This is a genomic window from Lysinibacillus sphaericus OT4b.31, from assembly GCF_000392615.1.
GTDB classification, from domain to species: domain Bacteria; phylum Bacillota; class Bacilli; order Bacillales_A; family Planococcaceae; genus Lysinibacillus; species Lysinibacillus sphaericus_B.
Map to the genome: position 1 here is coordinate 676,679 of NZ_KB933398.1, position 25,870 is coordinate 702,548.

Consider the following 25,870-nt stretch of genomic DNA (forward strand, 5'->3'; position numbering starts at 1 on the left):
CTAAAAAGCGAAACACTAGCTATATTTGAAAGCTAGTGTTTTTGCTATATTTTATAATACTCACATAAATATAAAAAGACGCTCAACTTGTAATTTGACTTCATTAATTTTATTAGAATCAACCTACGTCCTTCTACATACTTTAAGTATAATTGATAATAATTATCAATTATAATGATGGAAAGGGGGGATTTATTATAATGGATGGAAAAGACCATATTTTACTTTGGGATAATGCCTCAATAAAAGTGTTAGATGTACGCCGTAAGATATTGAGATGGGATTTACGCAATTACAAAATGCCCTCTAATGGTTTTATTTTTATCTCGCGTGGTCAAGCACAAGTTCAGCTTGATAATATTGAATATATCATTCAACAGTTTCAGGTCATACATAGTGGAAAAGGGACTATTTTAGATATAATTCTTACAGAGAATGAACTGGAATATTATTTAATTTTCTATAAAGCATCGATTCCAAGTTCTAGTCATCAAGAGATATTGCGTCTGCTGGAAAAGAGTAATCCATTTCATTTACAGTACAGTTTTGTACCAAGCTATCCAATTTCTATTTTTCATAGGGTTAAGTTAATGGAGCAGGAATGGAAGCGGGCAGATGCCTTGGATCGTTTCTGTGTTAAAGCATTGTTTTATCAATTTATTCACAGTACATTACGGCAGCTCCATAGACAAGAAATCGACATCATAGAGCCTGATCTTGTAGCGCAAGTAGTCATGTATATACAAGAACATTATGTGCAATCGATTACACTGGAGTCTATTTCGGCAAGCTTGAATTACAGTGTTCCTCATGTATCTTCATTGTTCAAAAAGAAAACAGGATACAGTGTAATTGATTATTTAATCAGAACTCGACTTGATATAGCAGCAAAATTATTGGTAGAGTCAGATGCAACATTAAAGGAAATTGCCTTAAGTATTGGCTATAAAGATCCTTATTATTTTGGTCGTCTTTTTAAAAAGTATAAAGGGGTTTCGCCTTTACGCTTTAGAAAACGTGAAGTAAGCCGGCTGAAAGAAGTAGATAGTCCTCAAAATGCCATTGGAACGTCCATTGTTTGGCGTCATATTTGGCGATATATTAATAGTGATAATCATTATCAATATAATAGAGAGGAAGATTTACATATGCATAGAGGTTCAAAAGCATCATTCTCAGCAATGGCGCTGCTTTGCATGACATTATTGCTAAGTGCTTGTTCAGGAGGCACTGCAAATTTAAATAATGAAACGACAGGACAAAATCAAACTGTTTTAGAAAAGCAGGCGACTGGATCTTCTGCAAGAGTTTATAAAGATAGTCGAGGAACTGAAGTGGAAATTCCAACAAAGCCGGAAAGAATTGTGCTTCAGGGCAATGTCATTGGTGATTTACTTGCATTAGGCATAGAGCCAGTTGGGGTGGACCGCCGTTTTATCGATAGTGGTGTATTAGAAAATAAGGGGAAAATTAGTGCAACTGATATTGGCTTCCCAACCAATTTGGAGAAGGTGCTGTCGTTAAAGCCAGATATAATTATGCTGTCATACATTATGGATAAGGAAGTTGAAGAAGCCTCTAAAATCGCACCAACTGTTGTTTTCGATGGTATGCTCCCAGTAAAAGAACGTTTCCCTATTATTGCTGATATTGTTGGTAAAAATGCAGAAGGAGAGCAACAACTGAAGAAGTATGAAGAAGATGCAGAAGCTATGTGGCAGAAGCTTCGTACAGATGGTACAGTGGCTGAAGGCGAAACTGCTGTGGTACTTCAATATTTTTGGAATAAAAATATGTATGTCATGAAAACAGGAGGGGTAGCTGATTTACTGTATCAACCTGAAGGTTTTGCTATGGATGAAAAGGTACAAGCGTTACAGCCGAATAGCGGGCCGTATATTCAAATTTCTGAAGAATCCATGCATGATACGCTTGTTGGTGATTATTTATTTGTATTACTTTCTGCGGATAAAGAGGCGCAAAAAGCTTTTGAAGAATTACAACAAAAGCCTTTGTGGAACTCTTTGCCTGCCGTAAAAAACAATAAAATATATTTTATTGAGGATAAATGGAATTGTGATGATATGACAACGAGTAAAATGTTGTTGGAGGAATTTCCGAATATGTTAGTGAAATAGCGTTAGTCATACGCTATTTCCAACATTTTGATGCATAAAAAAACCCGGGTGGCGGTAACGCCACTTGGGTTTTGTCCTGTCATTAGGAATTTAAAAATCCAGGAAGCCTACTAAGCATGGCAGGGAGCACACTAACATGCTCTTCTTCAGCAAATTTCACATAGTACGTGTGAATGTTGTCGTCTGCCTGCCCCTTCATTCGCTCAAAAACCTGGTCTGCTCCATCTAGCATATCTGGTAGCTCTTCCGCACCGATCGTTAACAGCAGATTGAGTGGATACTCACTTTTCCATGTTTCCTTAAACATGTCTAATTCTTTTAGTATCTCATTGTCTCCCCACCAAACAGATGGGCTACCGGCTACATAGTGGGTAAATAAGTGAGGTCTTGCGAACAGTGTATGCAATGTGAAAAGCCCACCTAGTGAATGACCAACAATAGCTTGCTTACCAGCATTAATCGGCCATTCTTTGGCAATTGCAGGCTTCAATTCCTGTTCAATAAAGTTCAGAAAGTCCTCAGCTTTTCCACTAGTAGGCCATGGTTTGCCTATTGGACGAGATGGTAGACTGGCTTCACTTACCGGCATTGTGAAATCACAGCATCGTCGTTCCATATCAAAGGGTTCCCGTGATGGATAGCCGATACCTATGACTAGAATCGGATCAAAGCCCTTTGGTTTTCGTGTCTGTAGTTTGACTGCTTCTGCAAGCGTTTGAAAAAGGGCATCTCCGTCTAAGGCATAAATAACCGCATAGCCATTTGGAGGGGGCTCGTCCAATGGAGACGCAATCAAAATTCTGTAGTCAAGTTGTCTACTAGACGTCATATGGTATTCAAAATATCTCTCTGGCATATAAGGTACTTTTGTCAATTTACTCATTGCGCTAGGAACCCCACTACTTCTTCTAATACTTTCCCATGGGCGTGAACACCTCCGTTAAGCCAGTGATCACCTGAAGCTTCGTAAACTTGACCGTTTTTGACTGCAGCTGTACTTTGCCAAATACTACTTTCCTTTAATTCTTTTAAAAAGTCATCACCTAGATTACCGTCGTTAATGAGGAAAATATAATCTGCGTCCAATTCAGGCAATATTTCTAACGATACTTCAAAGGCCCCATTCTTTACTAAGTTACTTTGTTCAAATCCTAATTCATTCGTGAGAACATAGCCTCCAAAATAGTCATCACTCATAAAAAACATACCTTTTGCATTAAATCGAATTAACGCTACTTTTTTTCCTTCCATAACAGAAGTAAGCTTTGTCCTCGCAGCATGGACCTTTTCTTGATAACGCTGTAGAGCTTGTTCAGCTCTTTCTGGTTCATTTACTAGTTGGCCCAAAACTTTAATAGAATTGTATAAATCACTAGGTGCGTTTTTGAACACATAAGTTGGAGCAATTTTTGCATATTTTTCATAGACACCGCTGTCAGCATAATGAGAGTTGTGTAATAGAATAAGATCTGGCTTGTAAGACATAACTGCTTCTGCCGAAGGGGGACCGCTAGCAAAGCTAATCTCTGGTACATCACTTAGCTGATCTTGTAAATAGAGTTGCGGTTTAACACCGTTCGACCATTGTACAATTGGCTTAATTCCAATAGCAAGCAAGGAATCCTCCATCACTGGGGCGAAGATTTTTGTTGGTTTTGTTGTGAGTGTTATCTCGTTCTCAAGCTCGTCTGTAACAGTCATTGGATAAACATCTTTTTCTTCGGCATCGGTATCTAGTGATGCTTCCGTTGAGTTGGCGGTATCTTCCTTAGCAACCGTTTTAGAGTTGCAGGCAGTAAGGAATACGATTGCAAGTAACAGGGTTGCTAGAGTACAGACACCTCTAAAAATAGCCTTATATTTATTGCTTAAAATTTGCTTCATAAATAATTAAACTCCCTTCACTGATAATGATTCTCATATAGAATTATAATTCAGTGTCAGATAAGACTCCATGGACGGGAACAGGGAAGGGATTTGGATTTTTTCCGGTTAGCATCAACAGCATTTCGTCTAGCATCCGATTAATGGCAATGGCTGAATACTCGAACCAAGGATTAGACGGTATGAGATAAATATGACCATTTTTTACTGCCTTCAGTTTTTTCCAGTGAATAAGATGCTGTAGCGAAAGCCAATAAAGCCGAGTATCGGTGTCTGGGCAAAGGAGTATTAGTAAACGTTCAGGATTCAACTCTAGTAGCTGATCAATCGAAATTTGCTCATTACAGGGTTCCTTCTGTACGTCGATGATAGTAAGCTGTAAATCCTGAGAAATAACATCTCGGATGCCGTTATTGCTATATAAAAATAATTTATCTCCGGATAATCTTAGAACAACAAAAATATCTTCTCCAACATGTTGTTTAATCTCCTTTTTTGCTTGCAATGCTTTTTGTTCGTAAGATTGAATCAAGTTTTCACATTGGCTTTGTTTCTTTACTTCCAAAGCTATTTCTCTAAGCTGTGTTTTCCAATCTCCATTACCTATACTGATTATCTGGATACCCGCCGTTTCAAGCCAATTGACCATATCTATAGAAGTTTTTTCATGAACAATAACAATATCAGGTTTCGCAGACAAGAGCTTTTTAAAGTTATCCTCCGATTCAGCATCAAAAATATTTAGGTGAATGCTAATTTCAGAGTGGTAATAGTAGTAGTAATAGGGACTCCATTTAGCATTGAGTGGTGCTGCCACTGGTATAACTCCAAGTGCTAGTAAGTTACCGGTGGCTGACACGGAAAAGGTAGAAATTTGCTTTCGGGAAGCCTTACTATAAAAGGATGGGGAAACACCTACTTCTTTCTTAAATTTTCGACTGAAATAAAACTCGTCGTTATAGCCGACTTTTTGTGCAATGTCTCGTAACAAAAAATCCGTATCACGAAGCAACTGTTTCGCTTGTCCGATACGGAGTTCTGTTAAATAATCAGTAGCACTTTGTCCATAAGCTTTCTTAAACGCTTCGCCAAAATAGTTTGGGCTCAATCCGGTTATCAATGCTAGATAATCAATAGATAATGGCTGATCAAAATGGTTTGCCATATAATTTCGAACATCGTTTAGTGACATACGAGCATTGTCACAGCTTTTAGTACTATGAGTTTTTTTCTTATTCAATGTGAATCAACCTCTCAGCCAAAAATCTAAAAACAGTAAAATATTGTATAATCACCGAAATTAATTGAGTAATTTTTAAGTTCCAATCAATCGAGGCAATGCCCCAAGTAGCTTTTCCCTTGTATAGGCATCGCTATAATTCCATTTCCTCGCGTCTACTAAATAGAAATTACCTTTCTTAACTGCAGGCAGGCTTTTCCATAGGGAGCTGTTTATGAGCGCCTCTGTAGCTAGTCTTGATTCTAAATTGTCTGTCAGTAGCATAAAGATTCGATCACCTGCGTATGCAGCTAGTAAATCTAATGGTATTTCTTCATAGCCCTCGCCTGATTGAATTAAATTTTTAATTAATTCGTTTGGTTGAAAACCGTATGGATGATAAAGAGCAGTTGATAGACCCGTGCATCCCATCACAAAAAGGCGTTTCCCTCTGTCGAAAATAAAAACAGAGGCCGTTTCATCAGGTTCAAGAGTGATTTGCAGCTGCTGCCACATCATATCTTCCTTTTTCTTAAAACGAATCAGCCAATCTTCGGCCTCTGATTTCTTGCCAAGCCATTGACCTAATAGGGAGATACGCTCTTCAAGTGTTCCCCATGAATTATGTGTAACGGTAGGGGCAATTTCTGATAATACTCGATACTGCTGTTCGTCAGCATTCGTAAAGATAATTAAATCTGGATTTAGTTCAGAAGATTTTTCGAAATCGATTGGAAAGTTTACATCTTGAACAAGTGGGACCCGATTTTTATAGAACGATTTATTAATAGCGTTTTTATCTCCGCCAATCGGTTGTATATCAAAAATGAGCATATCTCCAAATGTCTCACCATGATAAATAACTCGGCTAGGAGACGAAGGGATTTCAACTTCATGACCGGTCCAGTCCTTTACAACAACCTTTTGCTTTTGCTTACGAGCAAACTGCTTTGGGGGCATACCAATAATTTGCTTAAAGCGTCGATTAAAATAATATTCATCATTAAAGCCCACTAGCTGCGCAATATCCTTTAACGGTTCATTGGTTTGTTGAAGCAGTACTTGTGCATGCTCTAATCGTAATTCAGTTAAATAATCAAGCGGTTTTTTACCTGTTAATGTTTGAAAGATTGTACTGTACTGCCATTGAGCAACGTGAGCTAAACTTGCTAATTGTTTAACAGTTAGTGGCTCTTGGTAGTGCTTATGTAGATAGTCAATTGTTTGCTCAACAGCTCTTGAAGCATCGAATGTCTGATTTTTTTGAAGCTGATACTCAAACAAAACACTCAGTAATTCGTATAAAAGACTTTGTTGTTTGATTGGATTTTGATGTAGCTGCGTTTTGTAAAGCTCCTCCGCCAGTCGAATTAAGCGAGCGTAAGGGTAGATTGTATACTCAATCTGATCAGAAAATAAACTTTCTTTGTATGTAGTAGGTATTTGTTGTTGTAATTGTATGGTCGTAAATGACATCTTATAAAAACTATAATTATATTTCTCTATATCTGAAAAATCCATGACGGAATCAGGCGGAAGGAGAAAAATTTTGCCCTGTGCAACAACGTAAGGAGTATCATCAATAGTTAGCGTTCCACTGCCAGTAATAAAAATAATGAACGTATGCTGCTTAACCAATATTTGTTGGCAGCTCCGTTGTGTGGAGCGAGTAATATAGTCAATGTCGGATAGATGAAAAAGCAATGCTGTTTCACAAGAAAGCGACTTCTTATTTTCCAACTTTGTCACACTCCTTTTGCAAATGAAAATGATTATCAATTAATAGTATTGTATAAAATATAAAGAGGCATTTCAACTATAGGTGAAATGCCTCTTTACAAATTTTTTATTTTTTTAACATAGTAGGGATTTCTTCTAGTAACCAATCTCTTGAAGAAGCATCACTATCACTTTTTTGAATATCAATCGTGTATACATGACCATTTTTTACAGCGGGTAAGTTTTTCCATATTTGACTTTCCATCATATCATTAGTCGACTGTTTCGCTTCATCATCTACTGGAGTAAGTATGAAGATTCGATCTCCTGCATACTCAGGGAGAAGTTCTGTAGAAATTTCAACAAAGCCTTTCTCTTCATCAAGAATTTGTTGAATATTTTTACCTGGTTTAAAGCCACCGTTCGATTCGTAAAGTACTTGTGATAGTCCAGCACGAGCCATGACAAATAAACGATCTCCAGGATAATAAGTCAAGACTGAAGCTGTTTCATTGGGTTGGAGAGTGCCGTCATCAACAAGTGATTTCCACATTTTTTCAGCTTTTGCATTATAGTTGTTTAACCATTCTGTTGCTTGCTGTTTCTTTCCAAATATATCGCCAAGCACGGATAAACGTTTTTCTAAAGGAGCGAATGTATCAATCACTATAGTTGGAGCAATTTTAGAAAGCTGTGTGTACGTTTTTTCATCAGTAGTTGCAATAATAATAAGGTCAGGCTTTAAAGCTAATGTTTTTTCCACATTAATAGGGAAGCCTACATCCTCTACATTTTGGACACGATCTGCCCATGCATAATTCGTAATCCATGAGAAGCCGGCACCAACAGTTTTTACATCTAAAGCAAGTAAATCACCATATCCTTCGCCATGATAAACCACTCTTTCCGGTGAAACAGGAATTTCAACCTCATGGCCTACAGTGTCTTTATAAACACGTACCTTCGCTTCTTCCACTGAGGTTTCTTCCTTATCTGTTGCATCGTTCTTTGAGCTGCAAGCAGTTAGCAATACCCCAAATATGAATAGTACGCTACAAATGAGCATATATCGATTTAGCTTTTTCATGTGAGTTCCTCCGTAATAAAAAATATGTAATAGATAATGATTATCATTATCGATATAAGCTAGAATAATGTACCCTATTCATTTAAACAATGGAGAAAATGAAGTAGTCTTATTGATTTTTATACAAAACGTTTAATAAAAGGTAGACGAACAACATTAACAATGGACTTTCCGCCTAAAATAGAAAAATCATATACTTAATTGATAACAATTATCATTATCATTTATAATAGTTGGTGTTAGTAATTGTAAACAAAAGAAATGAGTGACTGCAATGGACATTAATCATCATATTTTTCTGTGGAATCAGGCTTCTATTAAAGTGTTGGATGTACGTCATAAGAAAATGAATAAAGATGAATCTTTGCATGCATATAAGTTGCCTGCTAGTGTGTTTCTTTTTGCAACAAGAGGCAGTGCTGCTGTGAAACTGAATAACATCGAATATCTTTTTAAACAATTTCAAGTGATACATAGTGGCAAAGGGATTCAACTGAGCCTAACCTTAACAGAAGCAGAATTTGAGTTTTATATGATATTTTATCGAGCTACAATTCCACTACCATGTGCAAAGTCCATCATAGAGAAGCTGGAAAAGAGCAATCCGTTTCAAGTGCAATTCAGTTTTTTGCCGAATTTTCCTAGTTCCCTTTTTTATCAAGTAAAATTGATGAATCAAAGATGGCAACAACCAGAGCCGATTGGTCGATTCCATGTGAAGGCACTATTCCATCAATTTACGTATAGTGTTTTGGAACAGCTCCACGTTCAGGGTGTTGAGGTGAAGCAACCAGAGCTTGCCGACCAAGTCATTGTCTATATTCAAGAGCATTATGCTGAGTCCATCATGTTAGAATCCCTTGCAGAAGATTTGAATTACAGTGTGCCTCATTTATCTTCTTTATTTAAAAAAAAGACAGGATATAGCCCGATTGAGTATTTAATTCTTACAAGGATTGAAAAGGCAGAAATGATGTTAATAGAAACCGATGCGACAATCCGTGAGATTGCTGAAAGTGTAGGATATAAAGACTCGTATTACTTTAGCCGCCTTTTTAAAAAATATAAGGATGTTTCACCTGCAAAATACAGAAAAATAGCTTTAAGTCAGAGAACAGCACAAGATTATCCATATAACGTCATGGAATTATCCATTGTTGCACAACAATCTCAACGGTATATTGGTGATAATCATTATCAATATACTAAAAAAGGAGATTTACTAATGGTGAAACCTACTAAAACCCCCATGTTAGCATCTTTATTTTTATGCTTTACGTTGTTATTGAGTGCGTGTGGTGGGGGAGCAATAGATAATAGTTCAACAAACGGAAGCACTAATACATCAATTACGCAGTCACGAGAAGTTCAACCGAAAATTAAAACTATAATTACTGGTAATGGTGAAGTTGAAATCCCAGAAAATCCACAAAGGATTGTTATAACAGCAGAAAGTTACGCTGGTTACCTACTAGCACTTGGCATAAAACCTGTTGGAATGTCTCAATTTGGCTTAAGAAATCGATATTTTGATGGATTGGTGGATGGTGTCGAGAATATTGGAGATGATGAATCACTAGAAAAAATTCTAGAATTGAAGCCAGATTTAATCATTACAAAAACGTCCTCTGAAAATATTGAAAACCTACAAAAAATTGCCCCAACCATTGCCATTAAGCCTAAAGAAAAGGATTTCAAAGAACAATTCCTTGAATTTGGAAAAATATTTGGGAAAGAAGACGTTGCAGAAGAATGGATTGCTAATTGGGATAGAAAAATTGCTGAATACAAACCACTTATTCAAGAGAAGGTAGGTAATAAAACAATAGCAATTCTCGGTGTGGGCGAAAAAGAAATATATGCATATGGTGATAAATTTGGAAGAGGCGGAGAAATCATGTATGGAGAGTTTGGATTAAAAGCGCCTAATCTAATTCAACAAGAAGCAATCGATTTAAAGAGTGGATGGGTTTCTTTTTCTTTAGAAAAACTCCCAGAGTTTGCTGGAGATTATATATTTGTTGAAGATAACGCCGATTTTGAAAAAACAACGTCCAGCATTTTATGGAGGGATCTTCCGGCTATAAAAAATAAACGTGTATACATCATGGATGAATATGATTCTTTTTTCAGTGACCCTATTTCCTTAGATAAACAGCTTGAATTTATTGTGGATAGTTTACTGGAAAGGGAAAAATAATACGTTTATTTATAGTGAATCAATTTCATAATGCACTTTCATATCAATAAAGGCGTAATTGTTCCTATCACAAAGCTATCTACCGCTACAGGCAGACGCTTTCTATGGGCAAGCACCGAGCCTTTTCGGGGCAACAGGATGTTGGTCACGAAGGCGTTGTCACAGGACGTGACGCTTTTAGCCTTCGTTCCCATAAAAGCGCAGTCCAGGATCTCGGTTCGCTTGCTTTTCCCGCTGGCGTCGCCGCCTTCCGCTCCAAAAATATTCGTGCTTCTTTATAGAAAAACTATTTATAAAATTAAATTCATATTAACTTACAAATAGAAAAAGTCTTTGCATAATCTCTCAATGTCTACTACCGGCAGGGGAGATTTTTTTGCTGCTAAGTAGATTACTTTAATTTTTAAAATCCGTAAAACCACTATAGTTATCCGTCTATTGGTAGAGAGCTACCTTGTAAAGGGTTACGATAACAATGTTTTTAGTAGTAATTATCGTTATTTGTAGAAAGAGTGGTAGGAGGGAGTTAGAATGGATAGTCATTTAAAGACAGACAAGCAAAACTTTTGGGTGTTCGTTCTGATAGGAATACTCTTAATCGTTACAACAACTGGTTTTGCCAGAATGGCCTATGGAATTATATTACCTTTTATGCAGGAAGGGCTGGCATTGTCTACAGCACAGTCAGGATTCTTAGGAACAATGTTATTTTTAGGTTATTTGCTGACAGTAGGCATGTCTGGTTTTTTGACGTTGCGTTTAGGTGCGAAAAGTGTACTGCTAATAGGAGGCGGGCTTGTGGTTGTAGGTTTATGTGGCCTTGTCTTCGTACCAAATTTTTGGTGGGCGGCTATAACTTTGTTGTTAGTCGGCGCTGGTAGTGCACTTGTTTATACACCTCTTCTATCAATAGCGGTTGGTCTGTTCCCAAAGAAGAGAGGGACAGTGATGGGGCTGTTGATGAGTGGGGCAGGTATTGGGATGTTATTATCTGGGTTACTTGTGCCGTTCATGTTACAGCAATTGCCACAGCTTGGTTGGCGAGGCCCATGGCTAGTATTTGCAGTCATAACAATGTTAGTGGTGTTACTTGCAACATTTGTTTTAAAAGCACCTCATGTAACAACCGAAAAAGATAATTTTCAGGAAAAAACAACAGTTTGGCGCACTAGGGAGCTGTACTTCATTGCAGGGTTATATTTTGCTGTTGGTCTTGTTTATCTCATTCCAAATCTGTATCAAACAAGCTTTATGAGGGACGTAGGAATATCTAATACAGTGGCGGGTTCTATCTATGCTGTTGCAGGCATTGTCTCGATTGCTGGAGCGCCATTATGGGGCATAATCGCAGATAAAATAGGCGTAAAAAAGGCGTTAAGCGCAGCGTTATTTTTGTCAATCATTGGGGACCTTCTCCCTATTATATTAGCGAATAGTATAGGTTTTATAGTTTCTGCTGTTATATGGGGTTCTTCGCTTGGCGGTGTTCTTGTGCTGATTCAAATGAAGGCAAGCCAACAAGTGTCACCCAAGTATGTGGCATCAGCAATTGGTTTTATCTCTATCTTTTATGCAGTTGGTCAAATGATTGGTCCTGGACTTGCAGGGTGGTTGATTGAATATGCTGGAGGTTATGTGACTGCTTATGGCTTTGGTGCTTTTATTTTCTTGTTATGTGTACTCCTTACGATGGTGCTTAAATCGGGAGAAGAGTACTAACGGCAATCTAATTATTATTTTTTGCCTGCCTTGTTCTTAATTCTGGAATTAATAGCAAAAGGATTCTTGATTTGCTATACTTCTTATAGATAATGAAAATCATTCTCAATAAGGAGCGTGAAGGATGGTGCCGGATACTTTGACAACTAGCTTTCATCAGAACTTCAGCCATTTTTTTAATGCACTGGAAGTATCAAAGAAACTAGAAGCACCAACAGAATACATGACATTCCAATCAAGTATTAGAGAAGGCGCAATACATCGTTTAATCCCACGTTCAGATTTAGAAGTGGTCATTTCCGATTATTCTTTTTATCGAGATCATCAAATGCATGTGACTACGATGCAGCCTATGGTTGAACTTAGCTTTTGCATGCAGGGGGCTAGAGGAATTAATATTTCAGGGTCTGACCATGAAATTGCTTCAGGAACATGTTCTCTTCAGTTTATAGAGCAGGCGGGAGCAAACTTTTTATTTCATAAAAATGAAGCTTATCAGATGATAGGCATTGGAATCCCAGTTCCAACTTTCAACTATTTTATGCAAGAAGTGAGTGGGAGAAGAGATAATTCAATAGAATTTGCTCATGTCCTTGGTGAGAAATCGTATCGAATATTTCAAGAAAAAACGGACCCATCGGCATCTATTATTGTAAAGAGGATATTGGATGCAGTGAAAGATAGGCATATGACGAAATTGGCGTTAGAATCTAGTGCATTACAGCTATTAGCGTTGTCCTTTCAAACTTTTCTATTTAATAATAACCCCAAGCCATCGGAATTCTCAAAAAGTGATGTAGAAAAAATCCGACAAGCAAGAGCAATTATTATTGAATGTATGACGGAGCCACCAACGTTAATCGAATTATCACGTTTAATTGCTTTAAACGATTATAAATTAAAAAAGGGCTTCAAGGAGATGTATGGTGCAACGGTGTTTGGCTATTTACGAGAAAAACGATTGGAGAAAGCATTTCTCTTATTACAAGGAGGCAAGATGAATGTGAATGAAGTCTCTAATGAAGTAGGTTACTCTAATCCTAGCTATTTTGCACAAACTTTCAAAGATAAATATGGCATCAATCCTAGCAAACTTGTTAGGGATCAAAGGATTTTAGAGGGCTTAGATGGAAAATAAGATTTCAATAGCTGGAGCCCTTTTATCGCAAACAATGTATCTCCCGATTCAAATAATTAGGTTAGAAGAAGTCCTTAATAGACCCGAAGAAATCGCCTCGTTGCCATGTGTTTTTGTTATTTATGATGGAGAAGGATTACTTACTCTAAATGGAGAGCGATATAAGCTGTCACGAGGAAGTACAGTGCTTTGGCATAATGCAAAAGAACTCAATATAACTGCTCAGTCACCTGCTGGACTTCAAGGCATGTTAATCCAATACCGCTGTGTAGCGAATGACCAAGCTGAAGTGAGCATATTGAAACATTCAAAACCACTTTTAAACTGTTCATACAAGATAATACATATGACTTCAGAGTTAGAAATAATATCGAAGCAACCTATGAACAGTAACCCTTATCATTTTCAAAAATTATTTTTAGAGCTACTTGAAGTGCTTTATAACGAACTGGAAGATAGAATTCAACATAGCGAATCATGGATAGAACAAATTCTCAGTTATATGGATACGCATTTTTATGAAGATATAACACGTGAACAAATGGCTGAGCTAGCACAAGTAAGCCCAGAGCATTTTTCACGTGCCTTTCGTAAACATACAGGTCATACATTTAGTGCACATCTAACTTTGTTGCGGATTCGTGAATCTCAGCAGAAGTTGCTATATAACATGCCAAAACTAGATAATCTTGCACAGGAGGTTGGCTACAAAGAAGGTACATATTTAAGCCGCAAATTTAAGCAGTTGGTAGGGATTTCTCCAACTGCTTATTATAACAAGCAGAAGCGTGTGGTTTCGCTCAACACGAACCATACAGCGTGTCTGCTAGCTCTTGGCATTACCCCTGAATTGGGCGTGTATTCTGAGTGGTTAGAAGATATGAAGCAAGTGAGTTCGGTATATAAGCTGAATAATCATGAACAAAATAGGATGTCCACTTATAAAAACATAGCTGCTACTCAACCTGATTTAATAATTAACTATAATACAGCGAAGGACAATAAGTCTTTACTTTCAGTGGCTCCTGTACTTGAAATTCCTTTTATGCATATAAGTTGGCGAGAGCAGTTTCGCCTTATTGCGGATATTGTAGATAAACAGGAACAAGTGGATGCTTGGTTTAGCCAATATGATAAATTGGTTTCAATTTGTAACGAGCAACTCGATTATGGACTAGGTATAAGGGGGACAGCCATTGTGTGGGAAATCGGTGCAGACGCTGCTTACTGTATTAATAGTAGCTATGGGAGAGGAAGCCAAATCTTGTATGAAGATATGGGGTTTCACCGACCTCTCTCTATGTTCAATCAAAATATAGAAAAAAATGGGTATTTCGAGAAAGATATTGAAGCTATTGCTGATTACCCCGCAGATCATATTTTTATCACTGCACTTCCATCGAATAAAGCGGGCCAGAAGCGTGTGAGTCATCTGTTTCAATCAGAGTCTTGGCTTAAGATGGAGGCTGTCAAGCAGAAGCGAGTATATGTGATTGACCAACCAAATATATTTTATGGATATGATCCGTTATCCACGAAAGCGCAGCTACGTGAATTAATGAAGGTGTTAACATCATAATAATGAAAGGTTATAGATCATTTCAGTGCATAGACAATATTTACTCACCCATTTACAATAACAAATGAGAATCGTTATCAATAGTTAGATATGGAGGGTTTAAATTGCGCTTACAACAATCTCAATATAGGAAGTTCATCGTTCCGTTATTTCTTTGCTTGTTATTAATGTTAACGGCATGCGGAGAAACAAATAATACGGCGAAACCTAAAGCAAGTGAAGAAACAGAAGAAACTGCCGTGACAAAAACGATTACAACAGTAAATGGAGAGGTTACAATCCCTATTCACCCAAAGCGCATTGTAGCCGTGGAATACATAGGTAGTCTAATCGCATTAGACATAGTTCCAGTAGGAGCGCCTGGATTAACGCTTAAAAATTATTATTTCAAAGATGCGCTAACTGGGATTTCTGACATAGGTGATTACGGAGCGCCATCTACTGAAAGTATTCTGGCGCTTGGCCCAGATTTAATCATAACTGGGAATGGAGATAACTATGAGGCGTTAAGTAAAATAGCGCCTACAGTTGTTGTTCCATATGGTGAACTAAAAAATGCTCATGAAGAACTGACTTATTTCGGTCAATTACTTGGAAAAGAAAAAGAAGCTGAAGCATGGTTAGATCATTACGATCAAAAGATTGCAGATGCTAAAGCAAAGGTTGATGCAGTTCTTGATGAAGGGTTAAGCTTCTCTATCATGGAATACACTGATAAGGAGACTTATGTATATGGTGATAATTTCGGTCGTGGTGGACAGCCTATTTATCAAGCACTTGGACGCAAGCCCCCTGCAAATATAGCAAATGAAATTATGGAGAAACAATGGGCCGAACTTTCAGAAGAAGTGTTGGCAAACTATGCTGGTGATTATATTATTATGACTTCAGACAGTCGAACGGTTGAAGATTTCAAAGCGGATCCACTATGGGGAACCTTGCCTGCTGTAAAGAACGATCGTCTTTATGTTTGGCCGGAAGAGCGTTCTTGGTACTACGATCCGACTGCTGTATTAGCTCAGGTTGAGGAATTAACAACGTGGCTTACAAATCAAAAAAATTAAAAAGCGGATTCTCTGTTTACAAAAGAATTAAGAAGGTTATTTGAAAAAGAAGCACTATCGTTAGCTTTATAGCAGATGGTGCTTCTTTTTCATTTGGAATTATAGTTTGAACTGACGGATAAAAAGGGCGAAATGACGGATAAAATCTTCAAAGTGACGGATAGAAAGGGTAAAGTGACGGATAAAATCAAACAGCCATTAGAAAAATATTAAAATTTATATTCGAGTGTTTGACATACGTTAGGTGACTATATTTTTGTTGCAGTAGATAAAGCTGTCTTGATGCTGTACAAAAAGATCAGATTTTTGAAATAGATGGATGGAGCTTCTGGTTTTCTGACCCAATTTCAATTTTAGGACAGATAGAAGAAGTGGCAGCACTATTGGTGGAACACAAAAAGGAAAAATAAGTTGATGTAAAAAGAGAGGAGAGCATGCATATGCTCTCCTCAATGTAATTGCTCTATAAATATTTGTTTGTAGTATTGGCTCTTTACGGGTTTGTTAATTTCTAATTATTTGGAATGTACCAGATGTTTTCGTTTGAATAATGTGTTGATTGTCATTGACTGTGTAAGAAGTCGGTTCTTGATTGCCGAATTCATTGATACGAACGATTGAAGCATCCTTTGGTAAATTTTCGATGATCACTTCTATATCAGCCACGAATTCTACAGGTTTTTTATTCAAAGTTGCTTGGAAGGTAATACGATTTAAATTTCTTATGAGCTGGATATCCATTACACCAGAATCTTCATTGACAAGAGTACCTAGTGGTGGAATGATGACAGTCATGTTTGCTTTTGTTGTTAAAATAAAGCGCTCTGAGCTGATTTCAGAGTCAGCAACATTGATCTTTGCTTTATAGGTATTTCTGCTTTTGGACATCACCGTGTTTTTCCCCGGTACTGCTGCTGTGTCTGATAAAATAGGCGTTTTTATCGAATTACCCTTAGACGGGAGCTTATATTTTCCATTAACATAATCTACTAATATCCCTACATTCGGAACAAGTTGTTGTTGAACAGGTGTTAACGCCTCAAAGGCTGTTTTGACAGCTTGTACATCCTGAGTTGTGGATGTTTTTGGCGATAATGCAGCAATTGCATTTTCCACTTCCTTGGCAGCAGCTTTATCTTTCAAGACAAGTTGTTCAGCATCTAGTAATAGTTTTTCAGTACCGCTAGGGAAAGAAACATTTGAAAATCTACGTAATGCATTGTATTCAGCTCTTGCTTCAGCGACATCTTTATGGAAGCTAATGCGAGATGAATTCAACAATTGGATCTTATTAACAACTTTATCAACGGATGTATTGGGCGCGATAGAAGATGTCAGTATTTTTTGTGTATCTGCGCTAACAAAGGACTTTTGTGCGGCATTCAATGTGTTATACCAATCTCTCGTTTCAATAACGTTTTGATAGTAATTAATGGATGTCGATTCGACAGAAGCTAACTTTTCTTCGATTTGTGTCGCCAGTCGACGATAGGCTACCCTTGTTTGCTGGTGATTTGACAGTGTGCCATAATTCGTTACGTATTGCTTCTCTGTTTCTGTTAATGCATTGTAGGCTTTATTAGCCGCCTCTAATGTTGGTTGAAATGATGAAACGGTATCATTAATGTTATTAATGAGCTGTATAACGTTCGAAACATTAGAGTTGTAGTAATAATAGTAATTGTAACTATAATTGTATATGTATGCTGTCTTTGAATTTGCCGAGATATCAGCAGCAGATGCTGACGTAGTAGGTGTAGTAAGAATGAGCGAAGGAACTGCTACTAAAGCAAATAAGGCAAGGCTTCTTTTGTGTTTCATATACGTGAAAACCTCCTATTTCTATAATTACTAATTTTATCATAGCTTAGGATATTTTTATGCATTTTTTGGATGAATAGGTAGATAGGTCGTGATTTTTTTATATGAATGTGTATCTTCGGTCCTTATGGGAATGGGAGAGACGGATAGAATGGAAGTGTATAACAAACAGCAGGCTATGGACTTTTTGATTTTTTCCTTAGCCTGCTGTTTTCTATTGCTGGAGAAACGGATAGAATGGTCGAACTGACGGATAGAATAGCAAAACTGCTGGATAGCATCCTCAAATCCAAGGATAGAACCTTCAAACTGCTGGATACATTCAGCCAGATGGAGAGGAAAGTTACTTTACACTTATAAGGCTGTATGATGCATTAAATAATACAGTTGCTGTCGAGGAACAATATTTATTACTAAAGAAAATGTTGGAGGAGCAATTAGCTCTAGAACCGAACGCCAGGATTAAGAACTGGTTTACTAGTTGGGAAAAGAAAAGAGCGTTGTCTGAAGCTGATATTTTGGGCTGAGACACGCCTTTTTTGTCTTGTTTAGATTGTAATGATTTAAAATGTAGCAGAATTTCTGAGATAAACTTAATTTTTCTATGTTAAGTTGTTAAATCTTTTGTTGTGATATGAATATCCATACATTATGATTATTTATAAAAAATGGAGGTGTTTGTAATGAAAAAATCCCAAAGTATTGCTTTAAAATTATCTTCTTTAATCATAGGATTATTTTTAGTGCTGTTTATTACTTATACAGTAGTAACAAGTTTCATCTTATATAATCAAGGTGTGGATGATGCAGAAGATGCAACACTTCAAAATGCTCAATTTTCTGCTGCGAAGATGAGCGAACGCTTTAAGAAAGCTAATGATACATTACAAACAACTAAACGCATAGTGGAAACAATGCACAATAATGGCGGACTTTCAGCTGAAGGCTTAATGGATATTTTGGAAACCAATCTAGTAAAGAACGATGATTTGATTGGAGTAGGAGCTATTTTAGAAAAGGAATCTGCGCAAGTAGAGCCGACTATTGATGTTACTTTAATTGATACAAAGGAACGTTTCATACCCTATATGTCAAAAAACGGCAATAAAATAGCAACTACTGCTATAGAAGGACTTGAAGAAAAAAGTAGTGCACAATGGTATTGGGTCCCTAAAGAAGAGGAGCGAGCTATACTTACAGAGCCTTATGATTATAAGGTGAATGGCGAAACAATCTCGATGACAACGATATCTGTCCCGTTAGTTAATTCCTCGGGTACATTCTTTGGGGTGTTAACAGCTGATTTATCCATTGATTTTTTAAAGGGACTGGCTGATTCTATTAAGCCGGATGGTGGGTATGCAGGTATTATTACTGCTAGCGGCATATTAACGGTAAATAGTATTAATGAAAAATTAGATGGTACACATATGCAAGATGTAATCGACTGGGCAAGTGTTAATAGTTCCATGGAAAATGGTAAACCAGACAGTATGTATGTGGATTCGAAGCAATTAGGAGAAAAGTCGTATAATGCTTTTGCACCTATGGTATTGGACGAAATTGACGAAACCTGGACGGTTCAATTAGTTGTACCAAAATCTAAGATTCTTGAAACCTATAATCAGGTTCTTGTATTCACTATCGTAGCGGCAATTATCATTGTTATTTTAATGGCAGCTGTAAGTGCATGGTTTATCTATAAACAATTGAAGCCATTAAAGCTTTTACGTGCATCGATAGAAACTGCAGCGGATGGAGATTTAACGAAAAAAGTGGATGAAAAATATATTAAAGCAGATGAAATAGGCGCAGTTGCAGTAGCTTATAATCATATGTTAGACAAAACGAATGATGCTATACATACGGTGTTGCATTCTACAACGTTGCTCAACCAATCATCAAATCATGTTCATGAAGCATTTAATGAGATTGTAGCTTCTAGTCAGGAAGTTACAGTTGCGATAAATGAAATTGCTCAAGGTGCTTCAAAGCAATCGGAAGACACGGAAGAAACCAATTATCGAATGATGGATCTTTCTGATCAGATTGATACGATTACACAGTTATCCACTCAAATGGAAGAGCTTTCTAGCAAAACGCAAACGACAACTGAAAAAGGTATGAGAGAAGTTGATAGTTTGCGTGAACGTAATGCGGAAACAAATGACATGAATGGACGAGTACAACAGCAAATTGAAACATTAACTTCTAACATTGCAAATATCAATCAAGTCATTGCATCCATTCAGGGGATAGCGGAGCAAACCAATCTGCTTGCACTTAATGCGAGTATTGAAGCCGCTCGAGCAGGAGAACATGGGAAAGGTTTTGCAGTGGTAGCCGAAGAGGTTAGAAAACTAGCAGAACAGTCGAAAAATGAAACGGATGTAATTAAGACAACCGTAGATAGTATATTAGAAAACTCTAAACAAACAGTACTCGTAATAGCATCTAATGCTAGTTTAATGCAAGCACAAAATGAATCAGTACAAAGTACGGAGGTAGTCTTTAAGGACAATAGTGAGTTGTCTAGTTCTATTGCAAATGCAATTAACGAGTTACTTGCTAAACTTTCCAGTATGCTAGAGCACAAAAACCAAGCAATAATGGCTATTCAAAGCATTTCAGCTATTTCAGAGGAGACAGCTGCTTCTGCAGAAGAAGTAAGTGCTTCAACAATTGATCAGCAGGCAGAGTTAGAAAAGGTTGCAGATTCAATAAGTAATATGAATAAAATTTCGCAAGAATTACAAGAGGTTGTTCAACGTTTTAAACTTGCCTAATAAAGGATTTTGCTCAAGGTGGTTTAAATTCTTTCTTCAATCAGAATATAGCATGAAAAACAAAAATCTGTTGCTTTCTGCGGGTAAGTAGCAAGCCTCTTTGACAGGGGCTTGCCTAAACTTACTTTCCGTGTTGAAGTCTAGCAGATTTTTTTAGAATGAAAAATTATTGTGAGCAATCCATTAAAAATGCTCTTTTCAGGTTAGTTGAGGCACATTGACCAGGCAGGCGGATAGTTCTACTATAGAAAGAGATGGAAGGGGGACTACTACATATGTATCTTGGCATGATTTTTTTTCAGATTGTTGCCCCTATCTTGGTGCTGCTTGTACTTGGGGCCATGTTGCAGAAGAAATTTAGATTTAATTTAAAGGCATTATCCCATCTTATTACCTATTGCTTTATGCCTGCTGCGGTTTTTGTAAATTTATATGAAACGAGTGTGGAGCCAGCGGTACTAGGGCAGGTGGCGCTATTTATCGTACTTTTTATTGGGAGTCAAATGGCGCTCAGTCATTTTTTAGCAAAGGGGCTAGGTTTAGCGAAAACAGAGACTGCGGTATTTAAAAATAGTGTTGTGCTCATTAACTCAGGTAACTACGGGATACCGGTGGCCCAAATGATATTCGCGGCCCAACCTATTGGCGTGGCTATTCAAGTCATCCTCGTTATTTTTCAAAATATGACGACTTATACATATGGTTTGTATAATCTTATTTCCTCGACAAAATCCGGGATGGCTATCCTGAAAGATTTTCTGAAAATGCCTATTATTCATGCGCTTATTATAGGTGTAACAATGAATTACTTCGACATCAGTATTCCGCAGTTTATTCGAATTCCAATCGACCATGTAGCAGATGGTTTTATCGCTGTTGCACTCATTACGCTTGGCGCGCAACTATCCCAGCTTGAAATCAAGTCGATGTTTAATAAAACTGTTTTTGTCAGTTGCTTTACACGATTGATTATTGGCCCAGCTGTGGCGCTTGTCATTATTTTTGCGCTTGGCCTAGACGATGTTGTGGCTCAGTCACTCTTTATAGCTAGTGCTTTTCCAACATCACGCAATAGCTCAAGCCTTGCTTTAGAATACGATGTTGAATCGGCAACTGCTGCACAAACAGTGTTATTTTCAACCATAGTTAGTTGTATCACAGTGACCATAGTTATTTACGTTGCAGAATTACTTTTTACGTAATTTTACTTGCTGTAGAAATATCGGCCATTACAAATTGAACTTCAAATATTGTCATCATGGTTTTAACATATGGCTTCCATCTATTAGCAATATCTGCTACACTAACATCAAATTGAATAGCTTTAACTAGGGGAGTCTGATGAGTCAGGCTGAGAGGGAAACGCATTGAGGTTTCTTGACCCTTTGGACCTGATCTGGCTCATACCAGCGTGGGAAAGTTAATGATTATCACAGTACTTGCACTTTGTGATAAATGAAACCCTTACATTCACAGCCGGATCCAATATTTTTTGGATTCGGCTTTTCTTATGTAGCAAGTTGTTGGGGTGAGCTAGATGGTCCTTTCATAACAATATGTAAAAGGGAGCGAAGTAGTTTATGACAACAGTTAGCGAAAAAAACATTACGATTATGTCCAGTTTTGATGGAAGCAAAAAGGTGTATGTAGAAGGCTCACGGCCAGATATTTTAGTGCCAATGCGTGAAATTCAGTTAAGTCCAACGACTGGAAACTTTGGAGAAGAAGAAAATGCACCAGTGCGTGTTTATGATACAAGTGGCCTGTATACAGACCCTACTTACAAAGTAGACATTACAAAAGGTTTGCCTGCTTTAAGAAGCGGTTGGATAAGGGAACGTGGGGATGTAGAAGAATACGAGGGTCGTAAGATAAAGCCAGAGGATAATGGCTTCCGCAATGTAGCTGATCCTCGTATGAAAGAAAATGTCTTTCTTGGACTTGATCGAAAACCTCTGCGAGCAAAAAAAGGACGTAATGTGACGCAGCTTCATTACGCAAGAAAGGGCATGATTACACCCGAAATGGAGTTTGTAGCAATTCGCGAAAATTTAGATCCTGAATTTGTTCGTGCTGAAATTGCTGCTGGTCGTGCAATTATGCCGTCCAACATTAATCATCCAGAGGCAGAGCCAATGATTATTGGCCGTAACTTTCATGTGAAGATTAATGCAAATATCGGTAATTCGGCTGTATCTTCATCCATCGCTGAGGAAGTAGAAAAAATGACATGGGCAACACGTTGGGGTGCAGATAATATTATGGATTTATCTACAGGGAAGCATATTCATACGACACGTGAATGGATTATTCGTAATGCTGCGGTACCTGTGGGAACTGTGCCAATTTATCAAGCACTAGAGAAGGTAAATGGTGTTGCTGAGGATTTAACGTGGGAAGTGTACCGCGATACATTAATCGAGCAGGCAGAGCAGGGGGTTGATTATTTCACAATACATGCAGGGGTCTTACTGCGTTATGTGCCTTTAACAGCCAATCGTGTCACGGGTATTGTTTCGCGTGGTGGTTCCATTATGGCGCAGTGGTGTTTATTTCATCATGAAGAAAGTTTCTTATATAGTCATTTTGAAGAAATTTGCGAAATTATGAAGACGTACGATGTGGCTTTTTCTTTAGGGGATGGCTTACGTCCAGGTTCTATTGCAGATGCCAATGATGAGGCGCAGTTTGCAGAGCTTGAAACACTTGGGGAGCTGACGCAGATTGCTTGGAAACATGATGTACAAGTCATGGTTGAGGGGCCAGGTCACGTGCCGATGCATCTGATTAAGGAAAATATGGACAAACAATTAGAAGTATGTAAGGAAGCACCTTTTTATACATTAGGTCCACTTACGACAGATATTGCACCAGGCTATGATCATATTACATCTGCTATTGGCGCAGCGATGATTGGTTGGTTCGGAACGGCGATGCTTTGCTATGTCACACCAAAAGAACATCTAGGTTTGCCAAATCGTGAGGATGTTCGTGTAGGGGTCATTACGTACAAAATTGCAGCACATGCAGCTGATTTAGCAAAAGGTCATCCAGGGGCGCAAGTACGGGATGATGCCCTATCAAAAGCACGTTTCGAGTTCCGTTGGCGAGATCAATTCAATTTATCTTTAGATCCTGAACGAGCAGTGGAATACCACGATGAAACATTGCCAGCAGAGGGGGCAAAAACAGCACATTTCTGCTCGATGTGTGGTCCTAAGTTTTGTAGTATGAGAATTTCTCAGGATATTCGTAACTATGCAAAAGAAAAAGATTTAAATACGACAGAAGCCATTCATCAGGGCATGCAGGAAAAGGCAGAGGAGTTTAAAAAGGCCGGCAGTCAAATTTATCAATAACAAGGATTAGATAAAAGAAACGCTATTTATGCTACCTATACACTAAGACAGCAAGAGGACAAGGGCTTTCTAAAAGTCCTTCGAAAAATATACTGCCAATTTTCATGTATGGTGAAAAATAGCACGATAGGATAACTCTAAGCATACTGTTGTTACATTTGGGACAACCCCTGTATTTTGATTATATTCACATAATGATAGTGGTTTACAAAATGGCATTTCATCTGGTTTCAATACCTTTCTACGTTTATATGAAATAAAAAAAGCCCCATGCGAAGTCGCATGGGGTAAAAGTTGGATTTGGATATCAATAAAACTGGATAATTAAACGTTAGTTGCTTGTTTTACATATGGATTTGACAGGTCCATACCCTCTAATGAAAGACCCATTGCAGTTGCAACACCTTCACCGTATGCTGGATCAGCTAAATAGCAGTGTAAGATGTGGCGGCGTTTAATGAATTCTTCAACAGACGCCATATCATTAGCTGTATTTTCAAATAAACGTTGTTGTTCTTCCGCAGTCATTAGGCGGAATAATTTACCTGGCTGCTCGAAATAGTTGCTGTCATCTTCACGGAAGTCATGAATGCCAGCATTGCCATCGATACGTAATTCAGGCTCTTTATGGTCTAAGTTGTGTTCCCACTCACCATAGCTATTTGGCTCGTAGCTCATTGTTGAACCAAGGTTGCCATCAAAACGCATAGCGCCATCACGATGGAAAGTACGGAATGGACATTTTGGTGCGTTTACAGGTAGCATATAGTGATTTACGCCTAAACGGTAACGTTGTGCATCAGCGTATGCAAAGATACGACCTTGTAGCATTTTATCTGGAGAGAAGCTAACGCCAGGAATAATGTTAGAAGGTGCAAATGCCGCTTGCTCTACTTCTGCAAAGTAGTTGTCTGGATTTTTGTTTAACTCGAATTCACCAACTGGAATTAGTGGGAAGTCGCCTTTGTACCAAACTTTTGTTAAGTCAAATGGATTGTATGGTAATGCACGAGCTTGTTCTTCTGTCATTACTTGAATGTACATTTTCCATTTCGGGAAATCGCCTTTTTCAATTGCTCCATAAAGGTCACGTTGTGAAGATTCACGGTCGTTACCGATTACCTCATTAGCCTCAGTTCCCGTTAAATTCTTAATACCTTGTTCTGTACGGAAGTGGAATTTCACCCATACACGCTCATTTTGAGCATTGATAAAGCTGTAAGTGTGAGAACCGAAACCATGCATATGGCGGAAGCCGTTCGGAATACCACGATCGGACATAACAATTGTAACTTGGTGAAGGGCTTCTGGTAATGAAGTCCAGAAATCCCAGTTTGAATTTGCGTTTTTCATATTTGTACGTGGATCACGTTTTACTACATGGTTTAAATCTGTAAAGTGTAGTGGATCACGGAAGAAGAATACAGGTGTATTATTACCGACTAAATCCCAGTTACCTTCTTCAGTATAGAATTTAAGTGCAAATCCACGGATATCACGTTCTGCATCAGCTGCACCACGTTCGCCGGCTACTGTAGAGAAACGAGCGAACATTTCTGTTTTCTTGCCAATGTCAGAGAAGATTTTTGCTTTTGTATATTGCGTAATATCATGCGTTACAGTGAAAGTACCAAATGCACCAGAACCTTTTGCATGCATCCGACGTTCAGGGATAACTTCACGGTTGAAGTTTGCTAATTTTTCGACTAACCATACATCTTGAAGTAAAAGAGGTCCTCGTGGTCCTGCAGACATAGAGTCATGGTTACTTACTACTGGGGCACCACCTGCTGTTGTAAAGCGACGGCTACGATCATTTACGTTTGTCATAATAGTTTACCTCCTGGAAAAATTGTAAGTCAAACTCTTCATTTATAACTATAACAAATCTAAAATAGAATTGCTAGTAGATTATAATAATTATTGTTAAAGAATTTTTATATTAAGATATAAACTATTAATATATGCATAATCTAATAAGATTATGCATCACTTTTGATGAATGACATAAATTTAAAAAGATTTACTTAAATGACGGTAATCCTGTTAGCTGGCACTTTCTGTAGTAAGGCATGTAAATAATAGAATGACTTTAAAGTAGATAGAAGTGAAGGTTTCTATCTAGTTTCTACTATACGCGTGTTGAAAATAGAGTGT

Annotated in this window: 16 protein-coding genes and 1 riboswitch; of the genes, 9 read left to right on the forward strand and 7 right to left on the reverse strand. The window is 37.8% G+C overall.

Translation table 11 applies throughout. The annotated features are described in order from the left end of the window. The first annotated feature begins 200 nt into the window (after window positions 1-200). Window positions 201-2,138, forward strand: a complete 1,938-nt coding sequence (locus H131_RS03200; protein WP_010857611.1) for an AraC family transcriptional regulator — start codon at window positions 201-203, stop codon at window positions 2,136-2,138. Between the two features lie 82 nt (window positions 2,139-2,220). On the opposite strand, the gene H131_RS03205 is transcribed toward H131_RS03200, so the two are convergent. The 5 genes from H131_RS03205 to H131_RS03225 form a co-directional block, all read right to left on the reverse strand. Further along, the gene (locus H131_RS03205; protein ID WP_010857612.1) at window positions 2,221-3,021 is read right to left on the reverse strand and encodes an alpha/beta hydrolase; all 801 of its coding nucleotides are present in this window, start codon (window positions 3,019-3,021) and stop codon (window positions 2,221-2,223) included. Then, window positions 3,018-4,022 (reverse strand): ABC transporter substrate-binding protein, encoded by a 1,005-nt coding sequence (locus H131_RS03210; protein ID WP_010857613.1) that lies wholly within the window; start codon window positions 4,020-4,022, stop codon window positions 3,018-3,020. Before H131_RS03210 ends, H131_RS03205 begins: the two co-directional genes overlap by 4 nt. Before the next feature lie 43 nt (window positions 4,023-4,065). Beyond that, the gene (locus H131_RS03215; RefSeq protein WP_010857614.1) at window positions 4,066-5,262 is read right to left on the reverse strand and encodes an AraC family transcriptional regulator; all 1,197 of its coding nucleotides are present in this window, start codon (window positions 5,260-5,262) and stop codon (window positions 4,066-4,068) included. A 75-nt stretch (window positions 5,263-5,337) separates the two neighbouring features. Continuing rightward, on the reverse strand, window positions 5,338-6,990 hold the full coding sequence (locus tag H131_RS03220) for an ABC transporter substrate-binding protein (protein ID WP_036129770.1): 1,653 nt from the start codon (window positions 6,988-6,990) through the stop codon (window positions 5,338-5,340). A 97-nt stretch (window positions 6,991-7,087) separates the two neighbouring features. Beyond that, window positions 7,088-8,047 (reverse strand): ABC transporter substrate-binding protein, encoded by a 960-nt coding sequence (locus H131_RS03225; RefSeq protein ID WP_010857616.1) that lies wholly within the window; start codon window positions 8,045-8,047, stop codon window positions 7,088-7,090. 274 nt (window positions 8,048-8,321) lie between these two features. Here H131_RS03225 and H131_RS03230 point away from each other — a divergent pair, with 274 nt between their 5' ends. From H131_RS03230 to H131_RS03250, 5 genes are all read left to right on the forward strand, one after another. Next, a complete protein-coding gene (locus tag H131_RS03230; protein ID WP_010857617.1) occupies window positions 8,322-10,247 on the forward strand; it encodes an AraC family transcriptional regulator in 1,926 nt (641 codons plus the stop codon). Window positions 10,248-10,778: 531 nt separating this feature from the next. Next, window positions 10,779-11,966: an MFS transporter gene (locus H131_RS03235; RefSeq protein ID WP_010857618.1), complete on the forward strand. Its 1,188-nt coding sequence runs from the start codon at window positions 10,779-10,781 to the stop codon at window positions 11,964-11,966. A gap of 124 nt (window positions 11,967-12,090) precedes the next feature. Beyond that, on the forward strand, window positions 12,091-13,104 hold the full coding sequence (locus H131_RS03240; RefSeq protein WP_010857619.1) for an AraC family transcriptional regulator: 1,014 nt from the start codon (window positions 12,091-12,093) through the stop codon (window positions 13,102-13,104). Then, window positions 13,094-14,683: an ABC transporter substrate-binding protein gene (locus H131_RS03245; protein WP_010857620.1), complete on the forward strand. Its 1,590-nt coding sequence runs from the start codon at window positions 13,094-13,096 to the stop codon at window positions 14,681-14,683. The genes H131_RS03240 and H131_RS03245 overlap by 11 nt, the downstream gene beginning before the upstream one ends. 104 nt (window positions 14,684-14,787) lie before the next feature. Beyond that, the gene (locus tag H131_RS03250; protein WP_010857621.1) at window positions 14,788-15,747 is read left to right on the forward strand and encodes an ABC transporter substrate-binding protein; all 960 of its coding nucleotides are present in this window, start codon (window positions 14,788-14,790) and stop codon (window positions 15,745-15,747) included. Window positions 15,748-16,251: 504 nt separating this feature from the next. Here H131_RS03250 and H131_RS03255 read toward each other — a convergent pair. Continuing rightward, entirely contained in the window at window positions 16,252-17,568 is a 1,317-nt protein-coding gene (locus H131_RS03255; RefSeq protein WP_010857622.1) for a hypothetical protein, read from the reverse strand. A gap of 683 nt (window positions 17,569-18,251) precedes the next feature. Here H131_RS03255 and H131_RS03260 point away from each other — a divergent pair. From H131_RS03260 to thiC, 3 genes are all read left to right on the forward strand, one after another. Beyond that, window positions 18,252-20,354 (forward strand): methyl-accepting chemotaxis protein, encoded by a 2,103-nt coding sequence (locus H131_RS03260; RefSeq protein ID WP_010857623.1) that lies wholly within the window; start codon window positions 18,252-18,254, stop codon window positions 20,352-20,354. Between the two features lie 275 nt (window positions 20,355-20,629). Then, complete coding sequence (locus H131_RS03265; protein ID WP_010857624.1) at window positions 20,630-21,556, forward strand: AEC family transporter; 927 nt, start codon at window positions 20,630-20,632, stop codon at window positions 21,554-21,556. Window positions 21,557-21,674: 118 nt separating this feature from the next. After that, a riboswitch (TPP riboswitch) is annotated at window positions 21,675-21,789 on the forward strand. Between the two features lie 145 nt (window positions 21,790-21,934). Further along, window positions 21,935-23,713 (forward strand): phosphomethylpyrimidine synthase ThiC, encoded by a 1,779-nt coding sequence (gene thiC, locus H131_RS03270; protein WP_010857625.1) that lies wholly within the window; start codon window positions 21,935-21,937, stop codon window positions 23,711-23,713. Between the two features lie 324 nt (window positions 23,714-24,037). On the opposite strand, the gene H131_RS03275 is transcribed toward thiC, so the two are convergent. Then, a complete protein-coding gene (locus H131_RS03275) occupies window positions 24,038-25,543 on the reverse strand; it encodes a catalase (protein WP_010857626.1) in 1,506 nt (501 codons plus the stop codon). Window positions 25,544-25,870: the final 327 nt, after the last annotated feature.